The organism is Geotalea uraniireducens Rf4 (assembly GCF_000016745.1).
GTDB lineage: Bacteria > Desulfobacterota > Desulfuromonadia > Geobacterales > Geobacteraceae > Geotalea > Geotalea uraniireducens.
Genome location: NC_009483.1, coordinates 2,643,211 through 2,660,057, shown reverse-complemented (window position 1 = coordinate 2,660,057; position 16,847 = coordinate 2,643,211). Strand labels below are relative to the sequence as shown.

General features: G+C 48.8%; 15 protein-coding genes and 1 pseudogene. 13 read left to right on the top strand and 3 right to left on the bottom strand.

Going from position 1 to position 16,847, the window contains the following annotated elements; genetic code table 11:
* The first annotated feature begins 37 nt into the window (after window positions 1-37).
* The 3 genes from GURA_RS11675 to GURA_RS11665 all read left to right on the top strand — a co-directional run bounded on the left by GURA_RS11675 (window position 38) and on the right by GURA_RS11665 (window position 2,974).
* Entirely contained in the window at window positions 38-1,195 is a 1,158-nt protein-coding gene (locus tag GURA_RS11675) for an acetoin utilization protein AcuC (RefSeq protein WP_011939170.1), read from the top strand.
* Complete coding sequence (locus GURA_RS11670) at window positions 1,173-2,021, top strand: hypothetical protein (RefSeq protein WP_011939169.1); 849 nt, start codon at window positions 1,173-1,175, stop codon at window positions 2,019-2,021. The genes GURA_RS11675 and GURA_RS11670 overlap by 23 nt, the downstream gene beginning before the upstream one ends.
* Window positions 2,022-2,149: 128 nt before the next feature.
* Window positions 2,150-2,974 carry a tetratricopeptide repeat protein gene (locus GURA_RS11665; RefSeq protein ID WP_232278902.1) on the top strand — a complete coding sequence of 275 codons (825 nt, stop codon included), beginning with the start codon at window positions 2,150-2,152 and terminating at the stop codon, window positions 2,972-2,974.
* On the opposite strand, the pseudogene GURA_RS11660 reads toward GURA_RS11665, so the two are convergent.
* Window positions 2,975-3,930, bottom strand: a pseudogene (locus GURA_RS11660) (IS1595-like element ISGur2 family transposase).
* 262 nt (window positions 3,931-4,192) lie between these two features.
* Here GURA_RS11660 and GURA_RS11655 point away from each other — a divergent pair.
* From GURA_RS11655 to GURA_RS11625, 7 genes are all read left to right on the top strand, one after another.
* On the top strand, window positions 4,193-4,630 hold the full coding sequence (locus tag GURA_RS11655; RefSeq protein ID WP_011939167.1) for a hypothetical protein: 438 nt from the start codon (window positions 4,193-4,195) through the stop codon (window positions 4,628-4,630).
* Between the two features lie 116 nt (window positions 4,631-4,746).
* Window positions 4,747-5,580 carry an ABC transporter ATP-binding protein gene (locus GURA_RS11650; RefSeq protein ID WP_041245415.1) on the top strand — a complete coding sequence of 278 codons (834 nt, stop codon included), beginning with the start codon at window positions 4,747-4,749 and terminating at the stop codon, window positions 5,578-5,580.
* 45 nt (window positions 5,581-5,625) lie between these two features.
* Complete coding sequence (locus tag GURA_RS23460) at window positions 5,626-6,588, top strand: DmsE family decaheme c-type cytochrome (protein ID WP_085949373.1); 963 nt, start codon at window positions 5,626-5,628, stop codon at window positions 6,586-6,588.
* Between the two features lie 38 nt (window positions 6,589-6,626).
* Window positions 6,627-8,765: a hypothetical protein gene (locus tag GURA_RS11640; RefSeq protein WP_011939164.1), complete on the top strand. Its 2,139-nt coding sequence runs from the start codon at window positions 6,627-6,629 to the stop codon at window positions 8,763-8,765.
* Window positions 8,766-8,790: 25 nt separating this feature from the next.
* Window positions 8,791-9,753, top strand: a complete 963-nt coding sequence (locus GURA_RS11635) for an ABC transporter substrate-binding protein (RefSeq protein ID WP_011939163.1) — start codon at window positions 8,791-8,793, stop codon at window positions 9,751-9,753.
* Between the two features lie 46 nt (window positions 9,754-9,799).
* Entirely contained in the window at window positions 9,800-10,183 is a 384-nt protein-coding gene (locus GURA_RS11630) for a response regulator (protein WP_011939162.1), read from the top strand.
* Window positions 10,184-10,233: 50 nt separating this feature from the next.
* Window positions 10,234-10,626: a hypothetical protein gene (locus GURA_RS11625; RefSeq protein WP_011939161.1), complete on the top strand. Its 393-nt coding sequence runs from the start codon at window positions 10,234-10,236 to the stop codon at window positions 10,624-10,626.
* A 29-nt stretch (window positions 10,627-10,655) separates the two neighbouring features.
* Here GURA_RS11625 and GURA_RS11620 read toward each other — a convergent pair whose 3' ends face one another.
* Window positions 10,656-11,126: a metallophosphoesterase family protein gene (locus tag GURA_RS11620; RefSeq protein ID WP_011939160.1), complete on the bottom strand. Its 471-nt coding sequence runs from the start codon at window positions 11,124-11,126 to the stop codon at window positions 10,656-10,658.
* Between the two features lie 99 nt (window positions 11,127-11,225).
* On the opposite strand from GURA_RS11620, the gene sppA reads away from it, so the two are divergent.
* Window positions 11,226-12,122 (top strand): signal peptide peptidase SppA, encoded by an 897-nt coding sequence (gene sppA / locus GURA_RS11615; RefSeq protein WP_011939159.1) that lies wholly within the window; start codon window positions 11,226-11,228, stop codon window positions 12,120-12,122.
* A 164-nt stretch (window positions 12,123-12,286) separates the two neighbouring features.
* On the opposite strand, the gene GURA_RS11610 is transcribed toward sppA, so the two are convergent.
* Window positions 12,287-13,528 carry an ISL3-like element ISGur7 family transposase gene (locus tag GURA_RS11610; protein WP_011937052.1) on the bottom strand — a complete coding sequence of 414 codons (1,242 nt, stop codon included), beginning with the start codon at window positions 13,526-13,528 and terminating at the stop codon, window positions 12,287-12,289.
* Window positions 13,529-13,672: 144 nt separating this feature from the next.
* Between GURA_RS11610 and GURA_RS11605 the strand changes: the two genes are divergently transcribed.
* Together GURA_RS11605 and GURA_RS11600 are read left to right on the top strand one after the other, a co-directional pair.
* Entirely contained in the window at window positions 13,673-15,775 is a 2,103-nt protein-coding gene (locus GURA_RS11605) for a thioredoxin domain-containing protein (protein WP_011939158.1), read from the top strand.
* A 7-nt stretch (window positions 15,776-15,782) separates the two neighbouring features.
* Entirely contained in the window at window positions 15,783-16,724 is a 942-nt protein-coding gene (locus GURA_RS11600; protein WP_011939157.1) for a radical SAM protein, read from the top strand.
* Window positions 16,725-16,847 lie beyond the last annotated feature (123 nt).

Sequence of the window (16,847 nt, the reverse complement as noted above, 5' to 3'; positions counted from 1 at the left end):
GGATTTCAACTATTCCTGATGCAACCGGAGAAACAGCTTGTCAGGTAAATCAGCCCTGATCTATTCGCCGGATTTCAGCCGTTACAGTTACGGTGCCGAACATCCGTTCAAAGTGCAGCGTTACAGACTGGCCTATGAGCTCATTCAAGCTTACGGGCTGACCCGGATTCCAGGTGTGCGGTTATGTCAAAGCCGTCCCATTGCTGAAGAACAGCTTCTCACCTTTCATTCCCCTGATTATTTGGCGCAGCTCAAGGAATTCAGTACTGCTGAAGAACCGAGAGCGGACTTTCGTTATGGCCTGGGTGATACGGAGAATCCTGTTTTTAAAGGTGTTTATGACTGGGCCTGTCTGGGAACAGCCGGAACGGTAGAAGCCGCACGGTTGGTTGCCGAAGAAGGGTATGACTTTGCTTTTAACCTGGCTGGAGGTTGGCACCATGCCCACAGGAATAAGGCGTCGGGCTTTTCCTATCTGAACGATGCCGTTATTGCCATAAATGTACTGCTCGCTAAAGGGAAAAGGGTTGTTTATCTTGATCTTGATGCCCATCACGGTGATGGTGTTCAAGATGCTTTTTACGACAGCGATCAAGTTCTGACCATTTCTCTTCACGAAAGCGGAGTATATTTTTTCCCGGGGACCGGATTTGAAAATGAAACAGGCGCCGGCAAGGGGGTGGGGTATTCTGTCAACATCCCGCTTTTGGAACACACCGATGACGCCCTATATATGAAGGCTTTTGATGAGGTCGCTTTTCCCTTGATTGCTGCGTTCGACCCGGATGTTCTGGTTACGCAGGTCGGTGCGGATACCTTTCGCACCGATCCTCTCACCAGGCTTGAAATTACTACCCATGCCTATTCATATATAATCAGGAAATTGAAGGCGTTGCAAATCCCTTGGATAGCGGTTGGTGGCGGTGGTTACGACATTATGAACGTTGCACGGGCGTGGACTATTGTCTGGGCTATAATGAACGGCATTGATTTGCCCCCAGCTTTACCGTCATCGTTTATAAAGATTATCAGGCCGTTGGGTTTCCCGCACAAGATGCTGCTAGATGCCATGCACTGGGCTGATGAAGACGACCGAAACAGGGCTCTGGATGCGGTCGAGAAGAGTGTAGCTGCAATTAAAAAAACGATTTTCCCTGTTATTATTGGTGAATATGGCCAGACTTCCGGGAAATGAACAGCTGACCGACCTTCAGGGGAAGCCGCTTTTTTCCCTGAGGGACATTAACCTTCTTGATGCAGTCGAGAAGGAGATGATTTATAAAAGAATTATTCCGCCGCGGCTCTTTGATATTTTGGCTGTCTCTGCAGTAAACTTTTGCGGTGCAGACGGTGAACGAAAAATCACCGTTATCGCCCCGCGCGGTCTGGGTATCCTGCGTATCGAGGCAAGGATGCGTGAGTTTGACGACGATAAGGTTTTTTTTCTTGAGCTTGCAGATACCCATTATCGCCAGATGGAACTGGCATTCTGTATTATTAATGATCCTCGTGCGCCACGTTTCAATGTGGATAAGGATAGTTCCGGCATGGACAATTGTTTTACCAGTCTTGGCCGTAATATCCCGGAGGAAATCTCAGCCATGGGGGCCGGCCTTTTTCCGAATCAAACCCATCGGGGTTTGAAGATGTTCAGGGAGTTCTTTGCTCTCTTCGAGCGATTCGTGGATGGTTTGGGTATGGAGATGATTGTTGCCGAGCCGCTTACTTATGACAACGCTATCCGTTACGAAAAATACGGTTTTGATTATATAACCGGCAAAAGGCTGATGCTTGTGATAAATGAAGGGTTTAGGCCGGGGGGGGTACTTTGCAAGAGGATGGACGGCTCCTCTCCGTTTCGTATGCCTGGTATGGAGAAATCAGTACGTGGCCGCAGCTGGGCCATCCATGATGGCATCATGGATGAGCCGTGGGATAATGTGAAAATCTACAAAATGGTCGGCGAATCAGCCGCTATAAATACCTTTCCCGACAGGGAATCAGAGGAGACGCAGCCATAAACCATATAAATCTTAAAGAATTGACACCGATTCCGGGAATCCGCTATTTTGAACCTCCGGAAGACGCCATTCTGACAGGCCTTGACGGAAGGATCAGGATTCCATACGGGGAAATTCCTATCCCTCTTTTGGAAGAAGACTACGCGGCCCTTGACGGTCCTTATCCCTCATACGATGCCGTTGGCCGCGGCATTTATCAACTGTTGCGTGCAAATCCCGACTCTGTTTTGAGCGCGCGCTATGCGATGCTGCTGAAAGAGGCCTATCCCCACTATCTTTCAGAACTTGCCAGCCATATCATTATGCTTGAGCATAAAGATGTGGAAATTACTTACCTGGATAGAAGAATTAATTATTTGAAAATATTTGCTTTGATCGAGCCGGAAAACCCGCAGTTTCCCTTAGAGATCGGCATAACTCTCCTTGATAAAGGGTTGCGGCTTTCCGCTTTGCATTTATCTACGGTTACGCTTTACCGCGCGGAGGATTTCCTCCGTAAGGCGTTGCAGTTATCTCCTGAACATGTAATTGTCAGGAACAAGCTCGGAGAGGTTTGTTATCTGCTGGGCAAGTACCAGGACGCTTCTGTTTGTTGGCGTGGTATACTTTGTGCTCTGGAATCAAAGGAAGCGCAAAAACTAGAGGTTCGTTTGCAGCAGATTGCAGGTGGGGAACTGCCGCGGATACCAGTGGTTGATTATCTGGAAGCGGTTGCGGCGGCATTTTTCGTGTATGAACGGGGTGAATACGAAGAGGCGGCAGCCATACTACAGGACATTATTGACGATACGTTTTTTTGCGAACAATTTCCGCTGCCTGAGATATTTTATTATCTTGGACAATGTTGTGTGAAGATGGATATGCCGCGATATGCCGAGGAATATCTGCATGAAGCGCTCAAGCTCAATCCTGATTATCAGGAGGTCCGCTGTGCACTTGATCAACTTTCCTGATTAGCGCCAATCTTCAGCCAGTCTGAGATTGTGCTCGGGATGCTTGCCAGTAGTAGCCGCCGCCGAGATCAGTCGCGAGAGCATGCCGCGCAGATCCTTCCGGCGGTTGAATCGGTATTGAACCTCAGCCAGGTAACGAGTTCCATACTTTTCGAAATCAAATGCATGGTACGTTCCAGAGATCGACGTCTTGAGGTTGCCGAGAATGGTATTGACCCAATTGAAACACACAATGTCGGTACTCTTGCGTTTCTTCCCGACAATGGTTGGGGTATGGAAACATCCAGCCTCGGTAACTGCACGAAAGCAGGCCAGTCCGTCGCTTACCACTGTCGCTGAAGCTGACAGTGACCGTTTTGCCCATTCGGTGACTACTTCGCGGTTAAAGGCTGGCACCTTTGAAACACAGCACGAAGTGGATGGCCCTTTTCATTGGTTTCAACAGCAGCAATAAACGGCGTCTTGTTTTCCGAACCTCGCCCGGCCTTGCCTCCTGGGTTTTCTCCACCCAGGTAGGCATCATCTACTTCGACCCGGCCGAGCAAAATCGTGTCCTGCTCCTGTTCAACCATAACTTGCATGAGCTTGTGCTTCACACGCCATGCGGTTTTGTAGCAAACACCGATCAGGCGCTTCAACTCCAGAGCCGAGACATTGTTCTTGGTTTGCGTGAGAAAGTACATGGCCTGAAACCATTGGACCAGCGGCAACTTGGTTGAGTGAAAAATCGAGCCTGCGGTCAGCGTTGTCTGGGTATGACACCGATTGCACTGAAATGTTTTGACTTGTGCATGCCAGACTACACAGTGGCTGGTACTCTGACAGGAAGGACATTTGAAACCCTGGGGCCAGCGGCTCTTTTCCAAGATCGCTGAACATTGCTCTTCAGTGCCATAGCTGTACAAAAAGTCGTTCAAGCTGAGCCCTTGTTGAAACTGAAAGTGATTCTTCGTCATAGTGGCCTCCTTGGCTTATTTCACTATGACACTACTCTAGACATGTGACAGAATACGTCCTTTTCTCCATTGGCTGAAGATGAGGGCCAATCAGGTCAACTTTTGAAATAAAGGAGATTTATGTTCGGTTTCAGCTCAGCCGATTGGCTGTTTATCGCCGTGGTTATGATAATCATCTTTGTTTGCGTTGCCATAAGCGACATGCGAAAAAAATCGAAGTAGTCATGCCGTAAATACGACACGTCTGGATAAGGATCAAAATATGGAAGATAGTGACGAGTTACGCCGCCCCTTGGGATTAACTCTCTTAACCGGTCTGTATCTTTTTTTCTTTATGGTTTCAGCGTCTACTTTTGGCAATCCGTTCCCATTTCTCGGCAATATTTATGTGGGAACATCGGCCAAGGCGCTGGTTATTGTCGACAGTCTCATTTGCCTTTATCTCTTTTTAGGGATCATGAAACGTCAATTGCTCACCTGGTATTTGTTGCTGGGTTACAACTTATTCCAGGTGATCAATACTATCGTTAATCTGAGTTTCATTACCCCCCGGGAACTGGAGAAACTCGTAGGCTCCCGGGTGCAACAGGAAGCCCTGTGGATCAATAATATAGCAGCTGCTTTGGCCATTCTTCTTTTGACTCAATTTATATACCGTCATAAGAACTATTTTAACAATCCCTACAAATATCTTTTTTAGTTAATAAAATATTATTAGGCTATTCTCTCCTTGCATTAATATTGTCTGCTTTGGTAGTATGACCTACATTTTTGGGTATTGACTCGTTTCAATACCAAGGGAAAAGGAACGTGAGTGTGTTTGAAAAGTTGAAGCACGGTCTGACTGGTTCAATTTTACATGATGACGGCTGCGAGTGTACGGTAAATCTTAATGATACCCGTGGCGTTGATATCAAGGTGGAAAAGCTTAACAAGTATTTTGGCGAACTGCATGTACTTCAAGACATTGATTTGGAGATCTTTGCCGGGGAAACATTTTCAATTATAGGACCATCCGGCACAGGTAAAAGTGTGCTGTTAAAGCATATAGTGAAGCTGGAGCATCCTGACAGCGGTGAGATTTATATTGACGGCTTTCCCATCTTCGCGAATAACAAAAAGCAGTCGGAGCGGGATTATCGCTATAGTATGGTTTTTCAATCATCGGCACTGTTTAACTCGCTGACGGTTGGGGAAAACGTCGGATTATGGTTAAGGGAAAAGCGGATATGTAAGGAATACAAGATAAAGGAGATCATTAAGGAAAAACTGGATCAGGTGGGTCTGGCCGGTAAGGAAAATCTGCGTACCTCCGAACTTTCGGGAGGAATGAAAAAAAGGGTGGCAATTGCGCGCTCACTTGCCATGAATCCTGACCTGATACTGTACGACGAACCTACCGCTGAGCTTGATCCGGTGACGACAGACGAACTCGCCAACACAATTCTAAAACTCAAAGAGACAACCAAAAATACTACGGTTATCGTTACCCATGATTTGAACTTTGCCCTTTATATTTCAGACCGAATTGCCATGATGCATGGTGGAAGAATTGTTGAAGTCGGCACACCTGCAGAAATCAAGAAAAGCCAAAACCCGATTGTGAAAGGTTTTATTTATACAACAACCAAGGGGATACGAGAGGACTAGATGGAATTGAAAGACAGGCCTTTGTTCCGTTATATTATCTTGCCAATGTTTTTCGCAGCCCCTTTTCTGTTTGCTGCATGTGCAGAACTGAAGCAGAGCAAACCACTCTTGCCTGTCCATGAATATGAAAAGATGATTGTCGGCAGGCTTGATGCCGATTATGTGGGGACGGACAACTGCGTTGCCAGGTGTCATAAGCATGATAAGATCACCGATGACTTTAAACACAGTATTCATGGCGAGCAGTTAAAGCCGGGAACCGGATTGCCTCTGGTCAATTGCGAGTCATGTCATGGCCCGGGAAGTCTTGCCATTGCCGAAATTGAAGATGACCCCGAACTCAACGATAAGCTCAAAAAGAAATGCGATACGAAAAAATTCCTGGATATCATGAACCTCCCCCCGCAGGCGCAATCCCTCATCTGTCTCAAGTGTCATTCTGCAGCTTCCATCCCCACTCTCGCCCACTGGAATGCCGGCACACATGCGTTGAACGATGTCAGTTGTTTCGACTGTCACAAACTCCATCAAGGCCCTCAGCAGAAGGTAAGCCGTGAGGAAATGGCAGAGCTTTGTTATGGCTGCCATCCTCAAGTAAAGGTTGAGAATAACCTGTTTTCCCATCATCCCCTGATGGAAAAGAAGATGGCCTGCGTTGACTGTCATGATGTGCATGGTTCGACGCAGGACAAGCTTCTGAAAGGAAATACCCCGAAAGAAACCTGCACCCGATGCCATATGGAAAAGCAGGGGCCTTTTGTTTTCGAACATGGTGACGTAACTGAAAACTGTGCCAATTGCCATTCTGCTCACGGGTCGATTAACAACCATCTGCTTAATGCTGCTATGCCTTTCCTTTGCCTGCAATGTCATGGCGGGCATACTGTGAACACTGCTGCCGGTAATAAACAGCTTTTTTCCAATCGTTGCACTGACTGCCATTCCCAGATTCACGGTACGGATATTCCAACTCCGGCTGTCACTGGCCCCGGTTCTCTACGCCAGTAAAATATCAATTGTCGATTTTGATAATAAGGAGATTGCGGGTGACTAATCTGATCCGTATGACGTGCCTGATTGTTGTGACAATGTTCCTGTTGAATTTGACAGCCACATTAACATTAGCTGCAGAAAACCAGAACATATCGCCAGGTGTAAAACCATTAAACAATGATGATAATGCTGAAAACAGCAGCGAATTAGGAGAGGGCATTCAGCTCGAAGAAGAAAGTGCGGCGGTTAAAAAGGTTGAAACCCATACTATTCTGGGTGGTTTTACCGGTTACAGATTTTTATCAGTCGACAATTATGGAGGACGTGCTGCGCAATATGACTACCTTCATTCGGGGCTTATTGGTGGCGGGTATTTTAACAGTCTTGGACAAGATCTTAAATTCGCGCTTGACGGTGCCATATTAAACGATAAGGATTACCATGGCGATATGCTCTTCGACTATGGGGGAGAATATCGTGTTCACATGCGTACCGAATCGTTGTTTCACAATCTGGCTGGTGAAAAGCTGTTTGATACGCCATTTCAACTGGGGCGGGCGGATCTTCGCGGTGCCTTGGCGGATTATATCCCACATCAGGATGATTCCTTAACCAAATACGGGGTTAGAGCAGAACAGGACCTGGCAAGCTTTCGCTATAAGCTTCATGACTTTCCTTTGCACATGAATCTCGGTTACTGGCGTATGGTAAAAGAGGGAGCTAGTCAACTGCGCTTTGCCGATATTGCTTTTGAAGGCCCCGAGAACAACTTTTTTGCGAGGTCAAGATCTGTAAACCGTGAGACCCATGAGGGGAATCTCGGTTTCGACACGCACCTCGGCCCAGTTGATCTGATATATAACTTCCAGATCCGGCAGTTTGTGAATAATGCCGCTCAGCTTCGGGATGATTTTGCCCCACGTAATAATGTCCAGGGTGTTCTTGATAGAACCGGCGGTTTGCAGGAACACAACGAAGATCCGGGCAGCCGATATCTTGCCCAGACGGTCAAGTTGCACACATCACTGGCCGGCGGTATTGTTGGAGCTGCTTCTTATACGTACGGCAAAAGGGATAATCTCTCGACGCTTAGCGATACAAAAGGCGCAGAGCAGGCATCGGTTAATCTACACAATGTGGCTGGTGACTTTGTCTATACACCTTTCAAAGAATTCTCCCTGGGACTGAAGTACCGGCGGCAGGAAGTGGATAATAACAGCCCGGCCTTTATTACCAACAGTTTTTTTGTGCAGAACACGCTGGCTGTCAGACCTTCCATCAGCACGGAGAAGGATGTGATAGTAGCCACGTTGTCGCTCAGACCGAACAATCTTGTTACGATTAAGGGCGAATATAAGGGAGAGTTCCTGCATCGTGATTTGCCTTCTAACAGCGATGAAAGACTGAACTGGTTTTTAAATGAAACCCAGGATACCCACCGGGGGACTCTTGCATTGCTCATCCGACCGCTGAAAGGGCTCAGACTAAGCGCCCGTTACAACTACACCACAACGGACCATCCTTCCTATGGCACCTCATTTGCAAATAAGCACGAAGGCGAACTGCTAACCAACTATAACATGACTGGTCGATGGGGAGTGACGGCAAACTATCGGAGCATCCGGGAGAGCAATGACCAAATTGAGAGAAGAACTATCGTCTCGATAGACCCTCTAAAATATGCACTATTTTCTCACCTTTTATCGCGGGATAAGGCAACTGATAATGTTACTGCGGGCTTCTGGTTTGTCCCGGTTGAAAAGCTCACTGTCAGTGCCAATTATGGATATTTACATAGCAGCACTGATCAAGCTGTGTTGTTTACAATAGTAGGGGCTGGCAGTGAAGCCGCTTCCAATTACACGTCAAAGGCCCAGTTCTACTCGTTAAATACGGCTTATCAATATTCGGATAAATCGGACATATCCCTGACATTGCAACAGGTGTTCTCGCTTTCAGAGTTTAATCCGGAGATTAAATCGTTTACCCCCAATGACAATACCACGGGGATTAAAGATATATCACACCTGAAGACGGTTGAGACTTCCTTCTCGGCCCGTGGGAATTATCATTTAACCAAGAACCTGACCTGTTCTCTTGAATATCAGCTGAAAGATTATAATGATAAATATTCTTCGTTATTTGACGGAACTGTACATATTGTAACGGCTTATGTGAGCACAAAATGGTAGTATTACCTGTTACGGAGCTGGCGACATGCCGTTGAAATTTTATTGTTATTTAATACTTATTTTGCTTGTAATGACAGTTGCTGCACCGACCCATGCTGCAAGAAAGCTCGTTGCTGCTGTTTTAACAAGCGACCTCCCTCGCTACAGAGAAGCTCATAAGGCTTTTATCAGGACACTTGCTCAGAAAGGCTATGATCAAAGCAATATCGAGATTATTACTCAGACTCCAAACCCTGACCCAATTTCCTGGGCCAACACAATTAGAAAATTTAATGCAATAGGTGCTGATATTATCATTACTTACGGTGCTCCGGTAACGCTGGCAGCCATGCGCGAGTCTGATAGTATTCCCATAGTATTTGTCGATGTCTACGGGCCTGTGGAAACTGGTATAACAAGAAGTATGACAGTGCCGGGCGGGAACTTTACCGGGGTCAGCTCGAAAGTACCCATGGTCACGTTGATAAAAGCCGCTCAGGAAGTCAAACCGATCAGAACCCTCGGTGTTTTATACAATTCCAGAGAAATTGGTTCCGTTGTTCAGTTGAAGGAACTCAAGCGCATCGGAGCTCAAATGGGTTTTGCTGTTGTAGAGATGAACGTATCTTCTACGACCATGCTTGACAATGCATTGAGTTCTTTGCTCTCATCTCGTGTGGATTGGCTATATTTATCGGAAAGCACGCCGGTAAGTCGCAGTTTTGAAAAAATAATACGTAGGACAAACGAGAGTAAAATACCTGTTATATCCCATGTGCCGGATGCTTCAGATAAAGGAGCGCTCGTTGCCTTGGAAATCAACTCTTTGGAGCAGGGTCAGATTGCAGGTGATTATGCAGCAAAAATACTCGCAGGCAAAAAACCGGCACATATGGCTATAAGCACCCCAAAAAAAATTGATCTTATTGTCAACCTGAAGGTTGCCAAGTTGCTTGACCTTCATGTACCTATACAAGTGTTGAATGTCGCAACGAGGGTGTTGAAGTAATAGACGTTGAGAGTTTCGGGAATATATTTAGCAGGTTGAGGTCGTGATGGGGAAAATATTGATAATTGATGATGACGCAGCTTTCTTAAATTTTCTAAGCAGTTATATAAGGGAATTCTATCCGCTTCTGGATGTTGAAACGTGTACAAATCCGTTAAAGGCTTTGAGTGCCATGAAGAAAAAAAAGATCGATCTATTGTTGGTTGATCTGGAGATGCCGATGCTCGACGGCACTAAAATATTCAAATATGCAACAGAAGCCGGGATCGATAAAAATAGAATAGTAATACTGTCAGGACGTGATGCCGATTATCTGCACGAGCACTTTCCCATGGGGACTTGTCTTGCAGTACTGAATAAATATGAAGCGAAGCAGAAGGCGGTGCTGGATATGATTTTCAGCTCCATGCAAAGAAAGGCTGCCGGTTAAATAATTGATACTACGAAGTACATACTTTAAATGTTAAGAGGTTTCTATTGATGGCTGGAAAAAACATGGTGATCACCTTTTACCGTCAAAATCACGTGAGACCTGATTGGCGCGTGGATCAATTCAGCTCAAAATTCGAGTTGTTTTTAATTGAGCTGGCAGATGATCTTGCAAGATTCGGCATCAGTCTCATACGTGCGGATAACGAACAGATGGTTATTGATATAAATAGTTATACGGACGTTCTTAATGCTGTGCGGATTTCATCGCCTTCAGATGGCTTTACAAATCTGTGTGTAGGTCACATCATTGATAAAAGTCCGAACCTTGATCTGATGGAAGATATTAAAAGGGCTGTCAATCGAATAGCATTTGCACCAGAAACAGTCCCGCCGGAAGATCATAATCGTAGGGTCTGTCACAACTGTGGTTGTGGCTGCTGAGAAAATATATAAAAGACTTTCTCTAATTCCTAGCGTATTTCCACAATTTCTGCAGATACTTTCCCGGAAATAATACTGAGGATGGCATAACTGGTAAAGGTGCAGCTTTGACTTAGGCAGCCTGGATTTATGAATGTTATGTTATTTATTGTCTCAATAGCTGCAATATGGGTGTGTCCATAGAGCACTATTGATGTTTGTTCAGCAATTGCTTTGTTGTAAAGTTGCTTAAGTCCCATTTTGACATTATACTTGTGACCGTGCGTAATAAATAACTTCATATGGTCGATCGTTATTTGGATGTCTCTCGGTATGGACGTCTTGAAGTCGCAATTACCAGCAACGGTGATGACCTTTTGTCGCAAAAGATCTTCGATAATTTGGGCGTCATCCGCTCCATCGCCGAGGTGAATGACCTGGTCAACCTGACCAGCGTTATCCAGCGCCTTGATTGCCAGTGGATAATTGCCATGGGAATCTGAGAAAATAAGGATTTTCATGATTGATTGTGATGAATTTACTTTTTCGCTCTATTTTTAATATTAATTTACAAGTTATGATATTGCTGGTTTAAATGGCAAGGAAATAGTGGTGCAATTATGAAAATTAAATGGCTCTTGTTCGGATTGGCTGTCGTCATGTTGATATTTATCTTCTTTGTGGCGTCGCTATACATTGCTACCACCATTACGGGGGAGAAGACGGATTTTGTTGGGAAAGAGGGTATTGGTCTTGTTGAGGTGAAGGGAATTATCCTTGACTCTCAAGAAACGGTAAAGCAGTTGTTTGATTTCAAAAAGAACGAAAACGTCAAGGCGGTTGTTTTACGTATTGAGTCACCAGGCGGTGTAGTGGGGCCATCACAAGAGATTTATGATGCCGTAAAAAAACTGGCCTTGAAGAAGAAAGTAGTGGTATCCATGGGGAGCGTTGCCGCTTCAGGCGGTTATTATATAGCCGCGCCTGCGACGAAGATATTTGCGAATCCAGGGACCATCACCGGCAGTATCGGCGTCTTGATGAAGTTCTCAAATATCGAAGGACTGATGGATAAAATCGGAATGAAGGCCTTTACCATTAAGACTGGTAAATATAAAGACGTTGGATCACCGGTCCGGACCATGTCGGTAGAGGATAAGGCCATGCTGCAAGGTGTAATTGACAGCACTCACGGTCAGTTTGTTAAAGCAGTTGCCGAGGGGAGAAAGTTACCTCTGGAACAGGTGAAAACGCTGGCCGATGGACGCATATACTCTGGTGAGCAGGCACTTGCACTTAAACTAGTCGACAATCTCGGCACAATGCAGGATGCCATAGAGGAGGCAGGGAAGTTGGCTGGGATTAAAGGCGAGCCGCATGTTATCACTCCTCCGAAGAAAAAGAAGGTTTTACTCGATATATTGATGGAGGAGACTGCTGACAGAATAGGTGGTTTAGTCAAGCAGGAAAATGGTTTAAGTGTGAATTATGAAATGAGTGGAAAATTGGGACAGTAATAAGCGTATAAGGTTCCTTCTGTAAGCTCTTTGCGTCGCTGCCTCAAGTCTGTTGATTGATCTCCCACACGTTGTTATCTGTTTGAAATTCCCATGATTTGCACCGATTGTTTTTGCGGTATAATTGCGATGGTTGGAGGCAAGTAATTAGGCTCTGCAACGAATCAAGTGGGTAGAGGGAATAGCGACTTTAGGTTGAGCTTGCCTGCAACCAGATAAGCCATGCAGATCAAGTTGTCAGGATTCCGATAGCCTCGTGCCCGAGTTTTGGCTGATTGAATTAGGCTGTTGATGCCCTCAATGAAGCCGCTAGTCAGGCCGCTTTCAAAATGTGCCAGAATGCCATCCCAATGCTCTTTTACAGATTCGGCCATGTTCTTGATGAGTTGGATTGAGCTTGCGGCGGCTTTCCGATGCCATTTGGTCAACAGGGTTTCTGCCTCCGTTCGGCTTGAAGCAAAATAGACGTTCTGAAGGTTCAGCTTGTGCATGTAAGCTTCCGTACTCCTTAAGCTTTGACTGGTGATAATGGCATCCAGGCGCTGTTCCTCTTCCGGTGTCAGGTTCTCTGGATTTTTGAGGAACAGGTTTCTGCTCTTTTTCAGGATTTCAGGAAATAACCTGGCTTCTTGAGCCCTTATCTTACTAAGCTTATCGTTCATAAGCTTGATGACGTGGAATTTATCGAAGGTGACCACGGCATGGGGCAACTGCTCTTTGACACCCTTTATGAATGCCTTGGACATGTCAATAGCAGCGTCTGTGATGCTATCAGGATCGCCGCCATGTGACTTAAGGTCCGCGACGAAGCTCTTGACTGTTTCGTTGTCCTTTCCCGTCGTGCCGAACAAGAGCTTATGCATGTCGAGGTCGAAGAAGAAGGTGACGAATTTCTCGTCATGACTGCGCCCGGCAAAGGTTTCATCCGCACCGACCCTCTTCACCTCGGAGAAGTCTTCTGCGGCCCTTGCCTTCTCGACATAGGATTGAATCAACCGCCATAGACGGGTATCGGTAACGGCAAACAGCCTGCTCATGACCTTCACCGGCAAATCACGAGCCATGGTCATGGCCAGGGCCTCAAACAGCAGCGTAAATCCTGAGCCTGCGCGAGCCCAGGGTACCTGGACCAACTTCACGCCGCAGTCGCTGTTAGGGCACTTTACCCGTGGAACACGCGCATGAAGGTAGGCTTCGTACTGGAAGAAATTCAGATGCCGCCACTCTTTCTCCGTGGTGTCATGGACTGGTGACAACGTTCCGCAGACCGGACAGGGAAAGGTGGCTCCCCGCTGGAAGTCGATGGTTATGTCCAAACGACTTGACTTCTTGTTGAAGTCAACAGAGGTAACCTTCCACGGGATGGCAATTCCAAGAGCAGCACCAAAAAGATCTTCAGGATTCATAGCGATTACTAACCTCCAGGCTGAGTGATGGTGGCCTATCTTACATCAACCCGGCCCAGGCTACCCACTCAATTCGTCGAGGAGCCAGTAATTATCGGCTAAAATTGTCGCTAGATGTTGCGGGCGGCGCCGGCCGGGGGAAACATGAGCGGCAATGATCTGAAGGACGAAAACGTACGCATCAAGCGCCTGATCGAGCTCGACAAAAGCACCCTGCCGTCCGACGGTGGACCGGAGTTCAACCGTCTGATCTTCGCCATGAGCCCCTATCTCCTCCAGCATGCCACTAATCCGGTCGACTGGTACCCCTGGGGGGAGGATGCCTTTGCAAAGGCAGCTGCCGATGACAAACCGATTTTCCTTTCCATCGGCTATGCCACCTGCCACTGGTGTCACGTCATGGAGCACGAGGCGTTCGAAGACCGTGAAGTAGCCGCGGTATTCAATCGCTTTTTTATCTGCATCAAGGTGGACCGGGAGGAGCGGCCGGACATCGACGAGCAGTACATGGCTGTGGCACAGATGATGACCGGCAGCGGCGGCTGGCCTCTCAACATCTTCATGACCCCCGAGAAAAAGCCGTTCTTTGCCGCCACGTACATGCCACGAACGCCGCGCATGGGGATGCCGGGGATCATTCAGATCCTTGAAAGGGTGGCCGAACTCTGGCGCACGGAGCGGCAGAAACTGGAGCAAGATTCAGATGTCACCATCGAGGCCCTGACCCACCATTTTCAGCCTCATCCCGGCAGCCTGCCTGACATGGTGTTGGTGCAAAACGCCTACCAGCAGTTGACGGAGATGTACGACGACCTGTGGGGAGGGTTCGGTAACGTTCCCAAGTTCCCCATGCCCCTTTACCTCACCTTTCTTCTCCGCTTCTGGAAGAGGAGCGGCAATGGCGCATCTCTTGCCATGGTGGAGCATACCCTCCGCATGCTCCGCCAGGGTGGGATATACGACCAAATCGGTTTCGGCTTCCACCGCTACGCCGTCGACCGGCAGTGGCTTGTCCCCCACTTCGAAAAAATGCTCTACGATCAGGCCCTCATAGCCATTGGGTATCTGGATGCCTTCCAGGCGACCGCTGTTCCCTTTTACCGGCAGGTGGCGGAAGAGGTTTTCGCCTACGTGCTCGGGGAGATGACCTCACCGGAGGGGGGCTTCTTTGCCGGGCAGGACGCCGACACGGAGGGGGAGGAGGGGAACTACTACATCTGGACGCCGGCCGAAATCGCGGCCGCCATCGGTCATGACGAAGCGCAGGTTTTCTGCCGGCTCTTCGACGTCACCGAAAAGGGAAATTTCGAGGGGCGGAACATCCTCCATCTCCCCGTTCCCCCTGAGACCTTTGCGGCCAGGGAGGCGATACTCACCGAGGTGCTCACCGCCGACTTGGAACGATGGCGGCATACGCTCCTCAAGGTGAGGGGAAACCGTATCCGTCCGTTCCGGGACGAAAAAGTGCTTACCGCCTGGAACGGCCTCATGATCGCTGCCTTGGCGAGGGGGTACGCCCTTTCCGGCGAGGAGCGCTTCCTGGCGGCAGCGAAGCGGGCCGCAGCCTTTATCGGAACAAGACTGACCTCCCCCGGCGGCAGGCTCATGCGCAGTTTCCATTTGGGAGAGGCCTCCGTACCCGCCTTCCTCGATGATTATGCCTTTTTTGTCTGGGGGCTCATCGAACTTCACCAGGTGACCCTTGAGCCTGAATTCCTCGACAGCGCACGTTTCCTGGCCGACGAGATGCTACGCCTCTTCCACAGCGGAAAGGGCGGGCTCTATGAAACCGGCCTCGACAGCGAACAACTCCCCGTGATACGGCAGAGCGCCCGTGACGGAGTCCTTCCATCAGGCAACAGCGTGGCTGCCTTTGACCTGTTCCGCCTTGGTCGGATTACCGGTGATGGCCGGTTCCTTGAGTCGGGCGAGGCCGTTGTCCGGACCTTCATGGGGGATGTCACCCGGCAGCCGCTCGCCTCCCTCAATTTCCTCTCAGCCTCTGACTATCACCTGGGGCCGGAGGTGACGGTTACCCTTGCGGGAAATAGGGAAGAGTTGGGGGGGATGCTTGATGCCGTCCACCGCCGTTTCATTCCGAATCTGGCCCTCCGTTATGGAGGCGAAGGTGGAGAGTCCCCGACTGTCGGCGGCCTCCCCACCGCCTACGTCTGTGCCAAGGGTGCCTGTCGGCCGTCGGTGACCAGGGCTGATGCGCTCGGAGCGCTGCTCGATGAGCTAGGATAATGTCGACATGAGTCCTTCTCCGCAGAAAGAACCGACAATTGAGCCAAGTTACATCCGTCTTCACAAGAGCGGTGAGCTCGCCAGGCGTGTCGAGGCCTTCCTGGAAATCCTTGCCGACTGTACCCTCTGCCCGTGGCACTGCCATGTCAACCGTCTCGAAGGAGAAAAAGGGGTGTGCCGGGTCGGGGCACTACCAATGGTTTCCAGTTATGGCCCACATTTCGGCGAGGAGCGCCCCCTCGTGGGGGTGCACGGCAGCGGCACCATCTTCCTTACCTACTGCAACATGAAGTGCGTCTTCTGCCAGAACTACGATATCAGCCACCTGGGGGAGGGACGTGAGGTGCAGGTTGACGAACTGGGGGAGATGATGTTGTCACTCTGGCGCCAGGGATGCCACAACATCAATTTCGTTACCCCCTCCCACCAGGCCGCTCAGATCCTTACGGCGCTGCCGTACGCCATCGATCGGGGGCTCAACATCCCTCTCGTCTACAACTGCGGCGGCTATGAAGAGCCGGCAACTCTGCGCCTTCTCGACGGTATCTTCGACATCTACATGCCCGACTTCAAATACGGCGACAGTGCGACGGCACTTCTGCTCTCCGGCATCCCCCACTATGTCGTAACAGCCAAAGAGGCCCTGAAGGAGATGCATCGCCAGGTAGGGGACCTGGTCATGGACGAAAGGGGGATTGCCGTACGCGGCCTCCTCGTCCGGCACCTGGTCTTGCCTGCCGGACTCGCCGGCACCCGCCAGGTAATGGAATTTATCGCCCGGGAGATATCTCCCGACACCTACGTCAACATCATGGACCAGTACCGCCCCTGCTTCAAGGCCTCTGAGCACCCGTCGATGAACAGGAGGATAACCAGCGGTGAATTCGAGGAAGCGGTGGCAATCGCCCGGGAAGAAGGGATTCGCAGACTGGACGGAATCACAGTATGAAAATGGTGATGATGTCGCGACGATGAGCGCTTTCGGGAGCTGATGCGTGCGGTATTGCATGGGAAGGGACTGTACTTATCATGCATGTTCCCAGAATCCCCCCTGGGAGGAGAGGGGGACGCT